The 17355-nt window shown below is 58.0% G+C and carries 18 protein-coding genes; 5 read left to right on the top strand and 13 right to left on the bottom strand.

Annotation, left to right across the window (positions count from 1 at the left end; all coding sequences use genetic code 11):
• Positions 1-32 precede the first annotated feature (32 nt).
• Positions 33-212 (top strand): ribosome modulation factor, encoded by a 180-nt coding sequence (rmf, locus tag OKC29_RS02320; protein WP_005315693.1) that lies wholly within the window; start codon positions 33-35, stop codon positions 210-212.
• Between the two features lie 82 nt (positions 213-294).
• Here rmf and fabA read toward each other — a convergent pair whose 3' ends face one another.
• Both fabA and OKC29_RS02330 read right to left on the bottom strand, forming a co-directional pair.
• Positions 295-855: a 3-hydroxyacyl-[acyl-carrier-protein] dehydratase FabA gene (fabA, locus tag OKC29_RS02325; protein WP_016350690.1), complete on the bottom strand. Its 561-nt coding sequence runs from the start codon at positions 853-855 to the stop codon at positions 295-297.
• A gap of 81 nt (positions 856-936) precedes the next feature.
• The gene (locus OKC29_RS02330) at positions 937-2916 is read right to left on the bottom strand and encodes a Lon protease family protein (RefSeq protein ID WP_073350232.1); all 1980 of its coding nucleotides are present in this window, start codon (positions 2914-2916) and stop codon (positions 937-939) included.
• A 140-nt stretch (positions 2917-3056) separates the two neighbouring features.
• Between OKC29_RS02330 and OKC29_RS02335 the strand changes: the two genes are divergently transcribed.
• Both OKC29_RS02335 and OKC29_RS02340 read left to right on the top strand, forming a co-directional pair.
• Entirely contained in the window at positions 3057-3218 is a 162-nt protein-coding gene (locus tag OKC29_RS02335; protein WP_153810815.1) for a hypothetical protein, read from the top strand.
• Between the two features lie 472 nt (positions 3219-3690).
• Positions 3691-4017 carry a hypothetical protein gene (locus OKC29_RS02340; RefSeq protein ID WP_270668798.1) on the top strand — a complete coding sequence of 109 codons (327 nt, stop codon included), beginning with the start codon at positions 3691-3693 and terminating at the stop codon, positions 4015-4017.
• Between the two features lie 28 nt (positions 4018-4045).
• Here the strand turns inward: OKC29_RS02340 and OKC29_RS02345 are convergent, their stop codons facing one another.
• From OKC29_RS02345 to OKC29_RS02390, 10 genes are all read right to left on the bottom strand, one after another.
• Positions 4046-4408: a hypothetical protein gene (locus OKC29_RS02345; protein WP_073350239.1), complete on the bottom strand. Its 363-nt coding sequence runs from the start codon at positions 4406-4408 to the stop codon at positions 4046-4048.
• Positions 4409-4638: 230 nt separating this feature from the next.
• Entirely contained in the window at positions 4639-5667 is a 1029-nt protein-coding gene (locus tag OKC29_RS02350; RefSeq protein WP_073350241.1) for a zonular occludens toxin domain-containing protein, read from the bottom strand.
• A 33-nt stretch (positions 5668-5700) separates the two neighbouring features.
• On the bottom strand, positions 5701-5967 hold the full coding sequence (locus OKC29_RS02355) for a DUF2523 family protein (protein WP_073350243.1): 267 nt from the start codon (positions 5965-5967) through the stop codon (positions 5701-5703).
• Between the two features lies 1 nt (position 5968).
• On the bottom strand, positions 5969-7087 hold the full coding sequence (locus OKC29_RS02360) for a hypothetical protein (RefSeq protein ID WP_073350245.1): 1119 nt from the start codon (positions 7085-7087) through the stop codon (positions 5969-5971).
• Between the two features lie 105 nt (positions 7088-7192).
• Positions 7193-7351 (bottom strand): hypothetical protein, encoded by a 159-nt coding sequence (locus OKC29_RS02365; protein ID WP_153810816.1) that lies wholly within the window; start codon positions 7349-7351, stop codon positions 7193-7195.
• Between the two features lie 212 nt (positions 7352-7563).
• On the bottom strand, positions 7564-7836 hold the full coding sequence (locus OKC29_RS02370; RefSeq protein ID WP_073350247.1) for a DNA-binding protein: 273 nt from the start codon (positions 7834-7836) through the stop codon (positions 7564-7566).
• 15 nt (positions 7837-7851) lie between these two features.
• Positions 7852-9489 (bottom strand): phage/plasmid replication protein, II/X family, encoded by a 1638-nt coding sequence (locus tag OKC29_RS02375; RefSeq protein WP_073350249.1) that lies wholly within the window; start codon positions 9487-9489, stop codon positions 7852-7854.
• Positions 9490-9996: 507 nt separating this feature from the next.
• The gene (locus OKC29_RS02380; protein WP_083557447.1) at positions 9997-10809 is read right to left on the bottom strand and encodes a hypothetical protein; all 813 of its coding nucleotides are present in this window, start codon (positions 10807-10809) and stop codon (positions 9997-9999) included.
• A gap of 728 nt (positions 10810-11537) precedes the next feature.
• Positions 11538-12815 (bottom strand): tyrosine-type recombinase/integrase, encoded by a 1278-nt coding sequence (locus OKC29_RS02385; protein ID WP_073350253.1) that lies wholly within the window; start codon positions 12813-12815, stop codon positions 11538-11540.
• A gap of 278 nt (positions 12816-13093) precedes the next feature.
• The gene (locus tag OKC29_RS02390; protein WP_073350255.1) at positions 13094-13408 is read right to left on the bottom strand and encodes a YebG family protein; all 315 of its coding nucleotides are present in this window, start codon (positions 13406-13408) and stop codon (positions 13094-13096) included.
• A 173-nt stretch (positions 13409-13581) separates the two neighbouring features.
• Between OKC29_RS02390 and OKC29_RS02395 the strand changes: the two genes are divergently transcribed.
• On the top strand, positions 13582-14478 hold the full coding sequence (locus OKC29_RS02395) for an esterase/lipase family protein (RefSeq protein WP_060389423.1): 897 nt from the start codon (positions 13582-13584) through the stop codon (positions 14476-14478).
• Positions 14479-14526: 48 nt separating this feature from the next.
• On the opposite strand, the gene OKC29_RS02400 is transcribed toward OKC29_RS02395, so the two are convergent.
• On the bottom strand, positions 14527-16497 hold the full coding sequence (locus OKC29_RS02400) for an SDR family oxidoreductase (RefSeq protein ID WP_073350259.1): 1971 nt from the start codon (positions 16495-16497) through the stop codon (positions 14527-14529).
• Between the two features lie 248 nt (positions 16498-16745).
• Here OKC29_RS02400 and OKC29_RS02405 point away from each other — a divergent pair, with 248 nt between their 5' ends.
• Positions 16746-17327, top strand: coding sequence for a phasin family protein (locus OKC29_RS02405; RefSeq protein ID WP_073350261.1), 582 nt, complete (start codon positions 16746-16748; stop codon positions 17325-17327).
• The last annotated feature ends 28 nt before the right edge of the window (positions 17328-17355 follow it).

Genomic DNA, 17355 nt, shown 5'->3' on the forward strand with positions numbered 1-17355 from the left:
CGCTTTTTTTGTTCCACGGAAGAGGGTCGTAGATGATGAAGAGACAAAAACGGGACCGTCTGGAAAGAGCTCGTGCTCGTGGTTATCAGGCTGGCGTGGTCGGCAAACAGAAAGAAGCGTGTCCGTATCAATGCCTGGATGCCCGTGGGCATTGGCTTGGTGGTTGGCGTGATGCCATGGAAGGGCGGGGCTCAGGCCTCTTCATGAAGTAGCCGGTACTTCATCACTCATTGCAAAAGGAAAGGGGCCATGATGGCCCCTTTACGTTGTTCAGTTTGACCTACGGGTCAGTACTTAGAATGCGGTGGTGTCCTTGAACAGACCCACTTTCAGATCGGTAGCGCTGTAGATCGGGCGACCATCCACTTCCACCACGCCATCGGCGATCCCCATCACCAGCTTGCGGTTGATGACGCGCTTGAAGGTGATCTTGTAGGTCACTTTCTTGGCGGTCGGCAGGATCTGGCCGGTGAATTTCACCTCGCCAACACCCAGTGCACGACCCTTGCCAGGGCCGCCTTTCCAGCCCAGGAAGAAACCGACCAGTTGCCACATGGCATCCAGACCGAGACAGCCAGGCATGACCGGATCACCCGGGAAGTGGCAATCGAAGAACCAGAGATCCGGCGTGATATCGAGCTCTGCCAGGATTTCGCCCTTGCCATGCTCACCACCGTTGTCATTGATCTTGACGATGCGATCCATCATCAACATGTTGGGGGCGGGCAGCTGACTGTTACCCTCACCAAACAGTTCGCCACGGCTGCAGGCGAGCAGCTCTTCACGGGTAAACGAGTCTTTGCCTTGTTCACACAGGGAAAGGCGGGCATCAATGGTGGTATTGTCTACGGTCACGCTGTTTATCCTTCAAATGGGTCAAAGCCGGGCCAATTTAGCGTACAGTTGTTCGCTAAACAACTCCGATCACTTCTTTTCTCACCGTCCGAACACTCGACCAAGCAGGCGGCGTAGCACGCCACCCTTGATGACGTCGGTGCCATTGAGCTCATCCAGCCGCTGCTGGATCCGGCCGAACAGGGTATCCGGCATATCCGGCTCACCAGCAACACAACCAGTCAGCAGCTCGATGGCCTCTTCCACATGATCCACCGGATGGATATGGAACTGGCCGGCTTCGACAGCTGCAATTACCTCATCGGACAGGTTGAGCTGCTGGGCATTGGTGCCAGGCAGCAGGATCCCCTGTTTGCCGGTGAGACCGTGGATCTTGCACACCCGGAAGAAGCCTTCAATCTTCTCGTTGACGCCGCCGACGGCCTGCACATTGCCGAACTGATCGACCGCGCCGGTCACCGCAAAGTGCTGGTAGATAGGCTGGCGGGCGAGGGCAGAGAGCAGGGCACACAGACCGGTCAACGAGGCGCTGTCACCATCGATCTCGTGATAGGACTGCTCGAACACCAGGTTGGCCGACAGCGGGGAAGGGTTCTCGGCACCGAACTTGTTGGAGAGATAACCGTGGATGATCATCATCGCCTTGGCGTGGATATGACCCGCCAGCTCAGCTTTGCGCTCGATGTCCGCCACATCGCCATCACCCAGATGCACGGTGGCGGTGAGGCGCACCGGCTCACCGAAATCATAGGGATGCCCTGAGACCTGGATGACGGAGAGGCCGTTGATCTGGCCCACTTCTTCACCATCGGTCTGCAGCAGGATCTGGCCGTCGATGACGCCCTGATCGGACTGCTCGACCAGATAGTTGAGGCGATAATCCTGCTCTTCCAGCGCGCCGCGAATGTGCTCGTCGGTGACGACGTCCGCTTCCAGCTCGCGTGCCAGGCTGTCGGCCATCCGCATGATGGCAGAAAGTTGCACCTCGGAGAGCGACAGCCACTCCTGGTGGTCGCACAGCCGGCTGGCGTGGCGGCAAAGGGCGGCGAGGGCAGCCGGGGTGAAGTCCAGCAGCTCCCAGCGCTCGCGCAGCCAGGCCAGATATTGAAGATAATCGGGCAGATCCTCTTCAATGTTCACCTCGGAGACCAGATCTGCGCGCAGGAAGATGCGCTCGGACATGTCACGGTCCAGCATCTGGAACTCGGCCACATCCAGCCGATCGCCGACCAGGATCAGTTTGAGCTTGATGGGGGTGGCTTCCGGGGTGAAGAAGGGGGTCAGGGTCTTGCCTTCCTGATAGGCGTTCCAGTCCAGCTCACCTTTTTGCATCGCATTCTTCAGCTTGAACCAGAGATGGGGCTGATCCAGCAGCTCGTCCAGCTGCAAAATCAGATAGCCACCGTTGGCCTGACGCAGCAGACCCGGTTCCAGCAGGTGCTGGTTGGCATAAACCGAACCTTGCTCGGTCTGATAGTTGATGGAGCCAAACAGGGTATCCCAGTTCAAATCACGCCCATAGATGACCGGCGCTTCCTGCTCTTCATGGTGGATCAGCAGGTTGATGAGTACCGGATGTTGAAACTCGAGCCCCTGTGCCACGTGCGCCGCCAGATCGGAGAGGAAGTCATCGATCTTGGGATCGTTGTTCTGCTTGCGCATGATGCGGGTGACCAGGCGCTCGGCATCCAGATGATGGCTCATCAGTTTGAGCAATTCGCCAACCATTTCACAGAACTCGAAGCCGGTGCCGGGTTGCAGGCGCAGCCAGATGGGCTTGAACGGGTTGTTCAGATTCTCGGTGTAGCAGAGATCGAACAGGTCGCCATCTTTGCCATTGGAGGCGGCGATCAGCGTCTGGCAAACGCCTTCATAATCCACCCCGGGAAAACCGCTGAGCAGCATGACCGGGCAGTCTCCATCAAAGCTGGCGAGACGCTTGATGCCGGAAATGGCTCTGGGTTGCAAGGCGGCAAAGGGAATGGGTTCGAGTTCGCTGAGGGCAGGAAACTGTTCAATCGAAAAAACAGGTTTTAATTGTTCTGATGTTAATTCAGCCACTTAAGACATCCGGTCGGAGATAGGATCAATTGTTGCCATTATACACAGTTCAATAGGTGGTGACAGGAAACAAGATATTCAATTTAACATAATATACATTATGCGCGGTTGTGGATTTGAACGTTTGGGAGGTTTTTACGATGAACGAGAAAAAACGACCGACTCTCGATGAGCTGCTCGAGGAGCTTGATGACCCCCTTTATGACATCGACTGGAAATCCAGTGATGTGCAACCCGAGTTGCTAGCAGACGTCGACCCCGATGAGATCGGTTGGGATTGGGATGTCACCGATGAGAAATAGCGCCCCGGTTCGGGATTGGCGGCGGTTGGATGAACTGACCGCCGGTGTCGACCTGCTGGCACAGCTGCGGCGTCACCGGTTTCGACGGTTGGATATGGGGGAACCGCAGAATTCGGAAAAAATCGTACGCTAAGCTAAGGAAGGTCTGAAAAAGCCCCCGCTCGAGAAATGCATCCCAGCAACCATGCGGGTTACAGAGCGGTGATTTCGCGAAACATGGGCTTTTTCAGAGCTTCCTTAGCGTTACGATAAAGCTAGCATGGAAACGATAGGTGCAAGCAAGTTAAGGGTTGCATCGCGCATGTCAATCTAGGCTATACCTCAACTGGGCGTCAGTCGGCTCACTGGCATCGCGTCAGACTAGGGCCGCTTTCTGCATTATCTGACGCCTAAACGTCAAACTCTATGGCCTCAACCTGACAGGCCGCATGCTTAGCGTACGATTTTGTCCGTTTTCTCTACCGTCCCCGATATGATTGTGCCTGACGGCTACCAGTTGCTGTGGTTCGATATGTTCCCGCAGGCCGGTGCGCTGGCGCTGGTACACCAGGATCACCTGTTTTGGGTCTGCCACTGGCAGTTGGTCGACCGGGTGGCAGTTATCCACGACTGGCGGGCGTTCTGGTACACCCATCAACAAGACTTGGCCCATCTGCCGCTGGAGGCGATTTTCTGGCTGTCCGATCGTTACCTGGTGAAATGGAGCGCCACTGGCGGTGGCCACTTTTGGCGGCGCTGCCTGCGGGAGGCCCGCGCCCGGGGTTTGTCGGTGAACGCTGGTGCCATCGGCCAGCCCTAAACATTGCTCACCGGGTTGGATGGCTCGGTTAGCCGTGTTCTATGGGCGCGACCTCGCGGCGTGCCGCATGCAGCACGTCGGACATTTCCCCTGGGCTGATCCGCCGCACCACATCGGCCGGACTGGCACTGCCTAGCCAACCATTGGCCGACTGAAACCAGACCGCGAGCGCCACAGGACCGCGTTGGGTTTGCAGGACGCTGACGATCTCGTCCAGTTCTGGTGATGCCGGCAGGTTCAACTCGGCCAGACGCAGCACGTAGCCTCTGGCCAGCAGCTCCTCACGGGTTGCGACCCTAAAAACATGCTCGGCTATGACTGGTTCACGTTCGGCCAGAAATTCCGGATCAACGGGATCCGTTGAATCGCTAAAATCGTCCCAATTTCCCATAGTCTGCTCCGTTAGAGATGTTGAAGGTCAAAATGGAGATGTTGAAGGTCAAACTTCACAGAGTCTTTACAAATTATGCCGATAACCCCATTTATCGGCATCAGCGCAGAGCGGGAAACCCGCCTGTCAGCTATTTATGGTCACAGTGACCGAAATTATGGTGCTTCCTAGGCCCGCCGCCTGCCCGCCGTGCGCGAGCGCCCGTCGGCCATCCGTCCGGCCAGGGGCGCCTACGGCGCCCGGGGTGTGGGCATCAGCGCTTGGCGAGCTGAACCCCCTGCTCCAGCGCATCCACCCATAACGAGCGGTCGGTGATCTGCCATAGGTCCGGTCCGTTCGGACCACCCATCACCACGATATACCCCCCCCTCCTCTCTCCAGTGCTGAACATCCGCCCAGGTCAGCGAAACCTGGCAGCGCCCGTCTGCGCCCTCCTGACAGAGCAGTAGATCGGTTCTCCCCGCGTATCGCTGCCAGCCGTGGTATGCCAGCACCGGCAGCGCCGGCGCGGTGGGTGCCGCTGAGGTCAGCGTTGGCACCGCGCCGGAGGCCTCCTGGTAGAGCGGCAGTTCGGTCCCCTGCCCCGCCTCCACCTGGGCAACCTCGGGTTCGGGGGCATTTTTGGCGGCCATTTCGGAGAACGAGACGATCATCATCGCCATGCCGCCGACGATGGCACCCAGAGGTAGCAGAGTTTTTTTGATGATCGGCCACCACGATTGTGGCTTGTGAGTGTTCTCTACTGTGCTTTTATACAGTGAAAAAATCTGCTTATTGAATTTGCGCTTTTCGGGGATCGGTTTGAGTTTGGGCTGGCACGCTGCCTCGCAGTAGCTCCACTCATACCAGACGCTATGCTCCTGCGCACGGGGTCGGTAGGCATGCAAATGCCGCCCTACCAAGGCGCGGATATCCTGGTCTATCAGGCCAGGGTGCTGGGTCAGCAGCACGAAATCGATCCCCTTGTGACGGTGGGTATTGAGGGCCGCGACGCTCTCTGGCCGCCTGGAACCACTGGGACGCGATGGCCAAAAATCCTGGCACTCATCGATCACGATCAGTGAGCCCTCGGGTAGATCCATCCATTTCAGGGGGTCGAACTCTGCTACGGCGCCGATTTCCGGTGCAAGGCCGTTCACATTCGCGAAAATCAACCGGCTGCGGGTTTTGGCGTCATCACTGTTGCGCAGCTCGGCGAGGAGTTCGACGCACCTGAGAGTTTTGCCCGAGCCAGGTGTGCCCGTAATGAGAGTGATCATCTCGTTATCTCCGACATTTTGGTCACTGTTACTTTATTTAGGCAGGAACCTGGTTGCAGCGGAGAGCGCGAGCGCCGCCGTCTGACCGGCAAACCACGCCGAGATCGGCACGTCCATGTGCATAAACCCGAGTAACCCCAATAGGTCGGCGGGAATGCCGACGAACAGGCCCTGGATTCGGGTCATGGCCAGTTGGAGCAGTTCCGAAAATCCGATCATCGATACGATCCCCACACCCAGCGCTAACAGCGCACGGGCGAGGATGCTGCCGATCACCGTACTGGTTAACGCAGCCCACATATCAGGCCCCTCCTGTACGCACACGCAGCACGATGGACAAAAAAATCAGAATCGCCGTGAGGTCGGATGCTGGCACCACATAGGCGCCGATGAGCGGACAAAAATCACGCTCGTACTGGGAGAAATCGACCTTCCACTCCGGCCAGCGATCTATCGGGGTGATGGGGCCCGGCAGCGAGCAGCTGCGCGGCAGCCACCCCCATCTGTCGGGGGTGAACCATGCCCGGACATCAATAACCGATCTGTCGACATCCCCCATCGACGTGTCGCTAGGGAGTTCAGTCTCGCCCTCCCCCGGCTGGGTGGTCTCGGGATCCTGCTCGAGATCCTCGACCCGCAGCGGTTCCCAGAGTTCAGCGGGGAGCGCGTCGTTCAGTGCGAGCGGACCGATCACCTCGGGCGTCATTAGCCCCTGGGTGAGCTCCTCGGGGGTCAGCTGGGTAGATACCGAGGGCATTTGCAGTTGTTTTTCAGGCTGTGGCCTGATGATCTCCCTCATCCCCCGTACGCTCACAGCTGGGTTGCTGGCCTCGACGTACCAAACGTCGCGCTGGGCGTCGCTGCCGACGCCGTACTCGTGGAGCCAGGCGGGATCCGGGTTCCAGGGATACGCGGGCGGCAGACGCAGCACCAACCGCGTCGGTGCACTGCCCCAGGCGTAACATGGCAAATATGCATAACTGTTGTGTTTTGCCCCGCCTGCATCGGCGACAGAGACCAGGTTCGTCTCGCACTGTTGCCAGGCGGGCATCGTACTGGGGCGGATGGCTACGCCGTTTTCGACCTGCACCTCAGGCCAGAGCTGGGTCAGGGAGCCCCGCATCGCCTCGGCCAGCAACAGGGCGATCGAGGCCGATGCGACCAGCCGCCCGCCGAGGATGCGGGTGGCCAGTGCCCCGCCCTGGGCAGCGATGGGCCGGAGAGCTACGGCGGACCTGCGCACGTTCCCGAGGCTATCGGTCCAGCGCACCAGGGCGGAGGCCCTGCCGTCGACGACCCGGTTTAGAGTCTCGATCGTGCCGGTCCGTCCATCGACGAACGGCACGGTCAGGGCGGAGGCCGGAGCTGTCAGCGTCAGGCCGACCAGAACGGCGGCCAGCTTCAGGCGAAAATGATCCATAGTGCCCCCGCGAATGCGAAAAAAACCAGCAAACCCATGAAAAATCCCTCTCAATTTTGGTAACGGTTACCAATAAAAAAGGCCCCTTTCGGGGCCTCGGTTGGCTTAGCGGCCCAGGGCACTTTTGACAACATGAAGCAGTTTTACCGCTGCCGTCAGACCAAGAATGACGGCCCCTACCCCCACCACGGCACCAGTCCCGCCACTCATCGCCGAGGTAGCGGCAGAGACCAGTTGTGCACCAATATCAGCGGTTTGTTCCATTTTCGACTCCTGTAATATTTTTGTTTTATTTCAGTGTTTTAGCTACGACCCGGACCACCCAGGCCGTTCCCCAGAGAGCGGCCACGGAGGCCGCCAGTTCTACACCCTGCTCAGGTGTGAGACTGAGCAGGATATCCAGCGAGCTCATCAGAGCCCCATAATTTGCTGTTTGCTATCGAGCATGAGGGCAAAACCCGCGCCCCTTTTGCCCGTTACGGCTGCACCCAGACCGGCAGGGACAGCACCTGGCCACGCAGCCCCTCAAGCTGGCGCGGCAGGCCCGCATCGACAGAGGCCTGCGGTAGACGGACCTCGACGAGTTCAGCAGTTTCGCCACCATAGGCATCCACTGAGGTCACCCGGACACCGACCGTATGGCGAACGATCTGGTTGCCGCCATTGGTGAACGCATCCTGTTTTACACCGGCGATTTCACCGACCAGGTAGAGGCCGCTGGCCCCGATAGAATCTGCTGTTTGAGTCATCGTTTTGTCCTGTGTTTAGACCAGCCGCAGCTGGCATTGCGATCCCGCCCCGGTCAGGGGCGGCAGATGGAATTTTTCGCGCTGCTCTGCCGTTGGCGAGGGCGCAAACGGCAGGCGCAGGCGTTCCTGGGCGGCCAAACCGGCGGCACTGTCCCAGTCGAGATCGTCCGGGAACGACCCACCGCGCTGGAGGAATGTCGCGATCTCCTCGTCGGCGGGCATCTCGAACACCGGCGCCGGTGCCGGAACGCGGCTGCGCACCGGCTGGATGCCGTCGCCTACGGCCCGCAGGGTGGTCGGGTCGAACGGCGTCCAGTCAGCAGGCGTGGGTTTGAACCAAGACGGCAGTTCGTCCAGGCGGCTGAGCCTGAGTACCCTCACCATCGGGATGACCGCCCCGGCATCGATGCGGCTCTCGGCGGTGCCATTGAGCTGCTGGAGCTGGGCACGGGATACGCCTAGCGCGACCAGGTCGCGAACCCTTTTGCAGAACGTGCTTTTGCTGTAATCCGGGCTGGCTTTCAGGTCGGCCCAGCCGTACTGGAGCAACAATTTGTAAAATTGGAGGACTCCCCGGGCCTGCCGACTGGGGTAAACGGCGAACAGTTTTGCCTCGATAGCGGTGGTGTCGTTGAGATCCATGTTTTCCTCTCCCCCGGTCAGGGCGTCGAGCACTGGGTGCCAGGTGTAGTCCCAGAAGGCGCTGATAAATGAGTGTTTTTTCAGAGATTTATCGGTGTTGTGTTCGGCGTTGTAGGCCCGCTCCAATGCAACCAGCGATTGGAGACGGCCATCCCAGGGATTGTCCTCGGGGGTGCAACCCAGCCGGGTCAGGTGGTCGGTGATCCCCCGCTTCAGCCAGCGAGCCTCGAGGCGCACCTGTCGGTCAGCCATTGCTACCAAATCCGGGTTTTTCAGGCAGTCCAGACGGCGCCTGGCCATCACGCTGACGGGTGAACGGCGCAGATCAGCTTCGGCCGCTGCGATCTTTTTCGTGTGTTCGGGCCCCTTGTGATAGGCAACACCGCGATGCAGCTCGGACGTTTCACCGTAATAAACAGATGTGTGGTAACCCACGGTGTCAGAGGATTTGCGCTGGCCATAGGCCACACGGCGGCAGCGGTCGATGATCTGCTGGGCCTGGGCGGGAGTTTCGGCATAGAGGGCATCGGTACAGTCGACCCGCAGCACCAGTGCACCCTCGAGGTGCAGGTGCGGCCAGATGGCAGGCAGCGCTTGCTCGGTCGCGGACAGGATGATCCAGGCGGCCTGCTCGAGGCTGTCTATGTCGGAAATTACGTTTTGGATATGAGCGATAGTGGCCGGTGAGCACTGGATCTCAACACCGGCGGGCAGACCGATATTATGGCGGGCCTGCACGGTGCGCACAGCCAGATAGGCCTCGCTGGAGGCGTAGGAATCCCAGTGGGAGGTGAGGTCGGTGTAAGAGGCTTTGCCACTTTCAAACCGCACCTGGCGGGCCTGTAGTGGGGTGCCGGTGAGCTCTGAGAACGCCGCGAAATCGAGCTGCCAGAGCCCATCGTCGCGGTCGAGGATGCAGTCGCGCACCCCATCATATAAAGACGTGGCGCCGATAGCGTAGCGCTGGTCATAGGCCAGCGGAATAAAAAATTTGAGGAAATCGACGAACACCTATAGCTCCCAGCCTCACGATAAAAAATCCCGGCTCACACCGGCTGGGTCAGGAGCCGGGCTAAACGGTGGCGCATAAACGCGCGATTTTTTACCCCGAGGGGTGCTATAGGCCCAGGTGGGCGACATTTCCCGAGGAGGGAGCTACAACCTCGTAGGCGACCGAAGCGGACTCGAGGAGGGCGGGATTAGACCAATCCCTACGCACATCCTACCAAACAGGATGCAAATGGAAAAGAGGCTTCAATCAAAAGTACAAAACACTGGATGAGAACATCCAAAAACCTAAAAAGCAGAACAAATCACTGGTTTGGGTGCAGATTCTGCACAAGATTGGGACATTATAGGCGTCCCAATCAGCACAACCCCCGCAGAACCTACCGCCAGCCCCTACCCCGCCCCTCGCCCCCTTCGGGGTCGCGCTCTCTGCCGCTGGGCAGGCCGACCGGCTCGGAAGGGCAAACTGATGCCCCTCTCGCGGACGGCTTTAATGCGCACTCCATTAAGTTAGTTTCTAATTTTGTAATGACCATCTGTATCTAGGTAGGCGACTCGCTTCTTTACAGTAAATGGTGAGTTTATTAAAAGTTCTGTTTCAACGATTAAGGAGATGTCACTAATATCTCCGATGTTTAACTCTAGAGCTCCTGCATTATTCATATATTTGTCTGGGGCCCCTAGGACAAATCGGTATTCCCGTTGCCATTCGTACTCAATATCTTTCATGAAAAGGCCGATTTTACCATGATGCTCTGCCATCTTTTTATAATCGACCATTCCGCAGCCTCCCTCCATATAATGATTTATATGCGCTCCTTGTATATTATGCATTGCTCTCGAATACCTTTTAAAAAACTCTGATGGCTTTTCAATTATCAGAGTATGTGATCCGAACTGACTCATCCTCTTGTCTATGTAGAGCTTGTCACCATCGAGATGGCGGATATTCTTATGTTCATCCTCACCTATGCACATAAAGCAAAAAATGAATACGTTTTTAGCTGATGGCACACTTACTGATACCTTTGTGCCCTTGGGAATATCGAAATCACCAAAGGATGGATGGCTGACATTAATTTCTATTCTACGATTGTTATATGGCACACCAGCCTGAAATTGAGCATAGACAGATTCAAGCTCATCACTTCTGACCTTTGCCCCCTCCTCTCCTTTTAAATGGCTGAAATACTCAAGGCTGTTCATGTATATCAGCCCTTTTTGCATTTGCTTTAAGCGCTCTAATGGTGCTGTTTTCATCAGTAGCCAATATTGTTTTAACGGCTGATGTTCGTCTTTAAAAAAGCCAAGAAGATCACTCATCTATTTACCTTATGACTATTAAGAGCTTATTAGACTAACTGGTTCAATGTAGCATGACGAAGTGATTCAAGTATTGAGCTGAGTTGTTCTGATGGTATTGGTACCTCATATCCAGAAGCTAGAGCACGGATATGTGAGTCCAACGCATCTATGGCCACACGGTCAAATGTCACGGTGACGGAGCGGGCTCGCTGGCGAGCTCGATAGGCAGCCTGTTTTTGGGCTGGGGTCAGTGCAGTTCCGGTGCTGGGGCGGCCACGGCGGCGGGGCGTGGGCAGCAGGTCGGAGGTGGCATCATCATGGGGGTCGCGCATCTGAAAATCCTTTTTGGTAACTATGACCAAAATAGAATAGCACCATTTATGGTAACTGTTACCAAAAATCGCGATCTAGGCCTTCTCTCTATTTTTATCTCACAGAACGTGAGCCTAATAGACAATAACGCCTAGTGGTGGATGGTGAACGAGCGAGGCACACCGCGCATAACCCGCCTTATGTTACGGGCTCTCTGTCGCTCGAACGATGCCGCTTCGCGGCCCACGTTCCGCGCTCGTCGAGGTCCCCTGCTGCTGCGCATTATCGCAGGGGACAAACCCTCAACATAAGGACAACAGATTATGCGCAGTGTTGGGGTGTGGAAGAGTCCGGAGTGATGTCGGTTAAAAAACGCTGGTCATCACAGCCATGATCCTAAACTTACCTCTTCGTTATCTCTCATCTTTAAAGGCCTAGTCGTGCAACCGATCCAGCGGTTTGTGATTAGCACTTTCGTGGCGCTCACTGTTGCCGGTGTGCAGGTACTTGGAGGTGGTGTCGATGCTGTCGTGGCCGGCATCGGCTTGCACATGTGATAACGGCCGCCCATTGAGATTGATGTCGTGGGTGATGCCGGTATGACGAATGGAGTGTGGTGTCAGGTTGCGCATCTCGGCGCCATCCTGCACAAACCCATCTTTTTCTGCCAACTCGGCGGCGGTCTGGATGACGCTCATCACCAGATCACGCAGCTGGCGGATCCCGAGGTTGGCGTTGAGCTCGCCTTGTTCCCGGCCATGTGCCGCAGCCTTGTGGCGCACAAACAGCGGAATCTGCTCATCGGGCGCCGGTAATGGTGAGAGACCGAGAAACGTCCGATAGCGTTTGAGGGCCTCAAGCAAGGCATGGGACACCGCCACGGTGCGGCGCTTGCCACCCTTGCTGCGGGGAATGAAATAGCCCCAGACGCCGGTTTTTCCATCACGGCGGAACTGCCCCATGACCGGGGTAAACCCTGGCCTTGCAGCCACTTCCGAGATCCGCAAGTAACAGGCGTACATCAGGCTTATCAGGAAGCGGCTGCGCTCGTGCTGCTCGGGTGATTCGGCCGCCAGCAGGTCGGCTGCCTGCATCACATAGGACCACTGCAGCTCGCTGAAGGCCTGACCATGGTCGTCCGGCTCCTGCTGCATTGAGCGCTTCACCCGTTGCAGTAACAGCGCCGGGTTGCGGTCCATGTACTCCTCCTGGATCAAGAACTGGAAGAAGGCAGACAGAATGGCGAGCTTGGTCTTCATGGCCTGTTCGCTGAGGCGGTATGGCAGCTCGCGGCCCAGCTCCCGTTTGCCAAGGAAGGGTCGCCATTGGGGATTGGGCAGTCGTTCTCCCCACTCCTTGTCGAGCACGAACTGGGCTACGTTGCGATAGGCGATCAGGGCTGCCGGCGGCGCCTGACAGTAATCGAGATAACGCATCATGATGCGCCGGGTCAGATCCTTGGGGCTGATGCGCATTTCGCCGAAGCACCAGTGCAAAAACGTGGTCAGCTCGCTGCGATAGGTTTTGTAGTTGTTCTCGCTGTTGCGCTGCTCCAGCAGCCAGTCGACGGCGAGCTCGTAGACCAGCCCGGCATCGGGCACATCGTTGAGGCTGAGGTTAGCAAGATATTGATTGACCTGGGGGTTGCCCGCCTCCAGGTAGGCCAGACCATCGAACAGCGGCATGGCAGGTGGAAGTAACATAGTGGTCATGATGATGCTTGTGGATGAGAGACTCAGCTCGGGGCCTGCGTGATGGTGATGCCGATAAATGGGGTTATCGGCATCACGCGGGCATGGAACGTCGATGCTGTACAGCGAACAGCATCGCTATCAACAGCTGATACTGCACAGTGTATTTATTCAATGGATATGCACCTTGGTTGGAAAATTTTCGGGGTAAACATCCATATAAATGCTTTAAAATTCTCATCAATGCATAAATTGAGGCTGTTTTCATCCTGTGATAGGCAGCCTCCCCCGTGTCCTCCTCACGCTACACGCTTGAGGGATTTGTCTTTTGGCTTGCCTGCGTCACTCTGCTCTTCCTGCGACTCCGACTTGCCGCTCCCCTGCCCCTTGGCCCCGCGCAGCACGTTTTGCAGCAGATCGCGCTGTTCCGCCAGGTAAAAAGCCAGGCTCTCTTGCTGATCCGGTTCAAGGCGAACGGGCGCGCCCGCCAGTAAATGCATCAACTCATCGGCAGTGTCCAGCAGCTTGTCATAGGCATCGGCCTCTTTCTTGCTGGCAAAGGTCATCTTCTCCACTCCCCCACGTACCACAACATATTTGATCTCAACGGCCATAGCGGCGTCCTCCTTCTGATAGTGATTACAAGTATATGTATGGATATACAGCATTGCAAATAACCCCATGCAGAAGTGTTTTATTGCCGCGCCGACGGGTGATTGCGCGCCTGTCATCACATTGATGAAAGGGTCATTTGACTTCCATGCCAAACTGGTCGGATGATTGGGCCATGACGATCACAAAGCAACTACTGATCCTGCTGCTGGTTGAGGTGACGCTCCTTGGAGGCATCGCCCATCTGGTCATTGGCCTCTCGCCGCCGCTCTCCATCCTGTTTGTTGTGGTGGCCCTGTTGGGGCTGCGCACCCTGGTGGTGCTGCTGACCTGGGGCTTTTCTCGCTTCTACCCGGTGCCTGCCATCGGTTGGCGAGAATGGTTGCCCATGGTGGGGCGAGAGATAGCAGCCTATCTGCTGACCTTCACCTGGTTGCTGCCGTTCGAGCGCTGGCTGATGGCGCCCGACAGGCTGACACCCTCCCCCCTGCCCTTGCTGCTGATCCACGGTTATGGCTGCAGTCGCGGCATCTGGCGGGTGCAACGAGCCAGACTGGAGGCCGCTGGTCACACGGTGGCGACCGTGACTCTGACCCCTCCCTTCGGCCATCTCGACGACATGGTGCCGCTCTTGGCCAAGCGCATCGACGAGGTGTTGGCCGCCACCGGTGCGTCGCAACTGGTGCTGATCGGTCACAGCATGGGTGGCCTGGTGTGCCGCGACTATCTGGCGGTGGCGGGCGGTGACAAGGTGGCCCAGCTCATCACCCTGGCCACCCCCCATCAGGGCAGCCAACTGGCGACCCTGGGGCTGGGCGACAATGCCCGCGAGATGGAGCCCGGCTCCGGCTGGTTGCAGCGCTTTGCCGCCGTGCCGCTCTGCGTGCCCGGGGTCTCGGTGCGCACCAGCCACGACAACTTCGTGCTGCCCCAGTCCCGCCAACGGCTGGATGGCATGGAGGACGTGGAGCTCGCCGCCCTCGGCCATCTCTCCCTGCTCTACTCCCGCCGTACCACGGCCTTGTTGTTGACCCTGCTCTCCCGCCCGCAGCCGCAAATGAAAAGGGCCTGATTGCTCAGGCCCTTTCCGTTTTTGCTACCTTAGTTCGCTGTCGTCCCCCTAGAAGTGGATCCCCTTGATCAGGGTGGAGACCGCCATCTGATCGGCCGAGGCTTTGGACTCGTTGCCCTCTTTGGGATCGGAGAAGGTGCGGAAGCTGGTGTTCATGATCACCTGGGCCACTCGCGGTGCCAGGGCATGGATCACCTGGCCAAATACCCCGAGCCGGGTTGCCAGTCGCACGTGCTTGTTGATGATGGTGTCGCACACCAGATCGGCGGCCTCTTCCGGCGTCATCATGGGCACCTGCTCATACACCTTGGTGGGCGCCACCATGGGGGTTTTCACCAGCGGCATGTTGATGATGGAGAAGTTGACCCCCTTGTCGGCAAACTCGGAGGCGGCGGTGCGCACCCAGGCATCGAGCGCCGATTTCGAGGCGACGTAGGCGGAGAAGCGCGGCGCATTGGTCAGCACCCCGATGGAGGAGATGTTGATGATGTGGCCCTTCTTCTTCTCGATCATGGTGGGCAGCAACCCCATGATCACCTTGAGGGTGCCGAAGTAGTTGAGCTGCATGGTGCGCTCCAGATCGTGGAAGCGATCGAAGGAGTCTTCGATGGCGCGGCGGATGGAGCGACCGGCATTGTTGATGAGGATGTCCACCCCGCCATGCTCGGCCACGATCTGGCGGGTGATCGCCTCCCCTTGGGCGAGATCGGCCAGATCCCCCTGATAGACTTGCAGGGTCAATCCGAGCTCGGCAAACTCGGCCTGGGTCTCGGCAATCTTGTGTTCGTCCCGGGCGATGGTCAGTACCTTGGCCCCCGCCTCGGCCAGCTTTCTTGCCGTGGCCTTGCCGATACCGGAGGTGGCACCGGTGATCAGCACCACCTTGCCCTCGACCCGGCCGCGCAGGGTGCGATCGATGAACAACTCAGGGTCGAGGTGACGCTCCCAGTAATCCCACAGTCGCCAGGCATAGCTGTGCAGCGGCGGTACTTCGATGCCGGTCCCCTTCAGTACCCGCTGGGTTTCGCGGTTGTCGAAGCGGGTGGGATAGTTGATGAGCCGGAAGATGTCCTTGGGCAGCCCCAGATCGGCAATCGCCGCATCGCGAATGCGCCGCACCGGCGTCAGCGCCATCAGCATGGTCATCAGATGGCGGGGAATGAAGCTGAACAGGGCGGCATTGATGCGAATGGCCGGCTCAGGGGCATGGGCGGCGCGGGAGAAGGTGCTCAGCATGTCGCCGACCCGCATGGGATGGGAATCGGTCAGGTGGAACGCCTTGTTGTCCTCTCCTTCCAGATGGGCGATGTGATCGATGGCATCCACCACGAAGTTGACCGGCACCAGGTTGATGCGTCCCCCTTCGACCCCGATGGCGGGCATCCAGGGCGGCAACATGCGGCGCAGCTTCTGGATGGTCTTGAAGAAGTAGTAGGGGCCGTCCACCTTGTCCATCTCGCCGGTGTTGGCATCACCGACCACGATGCCCGGTCGATAGATGCGCCAGGGCAGCGTGCTCTCCTTGCGCACGATTCCTTCGGCCTCGTGCTTGGTCTGGAAATAGGGCATGTCGAGGTGTTCGGCCTCATCGAACATGTCTTCCCGAAACAGGCCGTCGAACAGACCGGCCACCGCGATGGAGCTGCAGTGATGGAAACAGCGGACCTGGAGCCGCTCGGCCAGTTGCAGGGCCTGACGGGTGCCTTCGGCATTGACCTGCTGTTGAATGCCCGCCTTGGCGTTGAGATCGTAGATGGCGGCGAGATGCAGGAAATGGTCGACTTTGCCGATGAGAGGCTCCAGCTCGGCACTGCCCACGCCGAGCAGCGGGTGGGTCATGTCGCCGACCACGGGGATGGCGCGATCCGCCTCAACCCCCCAGTAGGCCAGCAGATCGGGTACCCGATCGAGATGGGCGGCACGCATCAAGAAATGCACCCGGCTATTCGGGCGCTGCAGCACTTTTTTAATCAGCCGGCGACCGATAAAGCCGCTGCCCCCCGTGATGAAATAGTCCATGGTATTTATATCCCTTACTGATTGGGCTGTTAGTTGCTGTTAGATATATCACGCTTTAACGCAAAATATTCATTCGAATATCATTCTTCGTGACCCAGACCAAAATTACCAGGGTTGCTTGTTCCGTTATTAGGTAGAACCCTCTATTTTTTCTCCATAGACTGAAGATGAAAGCCAAGTAATGCCACAACGAATATATCAAGGTTGTTGTCATTACCATCATCTATATCACGAGCAAGGAGATTGTCATGGCCAAAAAATTGAAAGCACTGGCAAGTTCGGTGACCGACAACCAACTCACCTCCACCATCAAGGAGTCAACCCAGCAGATCTGGTTGGCGGGTCTGGGTGCCTATGCCAAAGCCCAGGAAGAAGGCGGTAAAATCTTCGAAGCCCTGGTGCAGGAAGGGGAAGCCCTGCAAACCCGTACCCGCCAGAGCGCAGACGAGAAGATCGCTGCCATGACCGACAAGACTGCCGGTACCTGGGGACGTCTGGAGCAGGTGTTCGAGGAGCGCGTGGCCCGCGCCGTCGCCAGCCTCGGCATTCCGACCCGCAAGGACATCGACAAGCTCTCCAAGCGCATGGCCGAGCTGACCGAGGTGGTACAACAGCTGATCGATGCCCAGGACCTGGATGACGTTGCTCCGGCTGACGAGGCCAAGCCTGCCGCCGCCGCTGCCAAGAAGCCGGTTGCAGCCAAAAAGCCGCCGGTCAAAAAAGCCGCCGCCCCCATCGCCAAGGTGAAGGAAGAGGTGAAAGCACTGGCAACGGAAGTGGAGAGCGTGGCCAAAGAGGTCAAGGAGAAGAGTGAAACCACGCTCTTCTGATCCGCTGACCGGCTTGTTCTGATTGCGT

Source organism: Aeromonas sp. QDB34 (genome assembly GCF_027705405.1).
GTDB classification, from domain to species: Bacteria; Pseudomonadota; Gammaproteobacteria; order Enterobacterales; family Aeromonadaceae; genus Aeromonas; species Aeromonas hydrophila.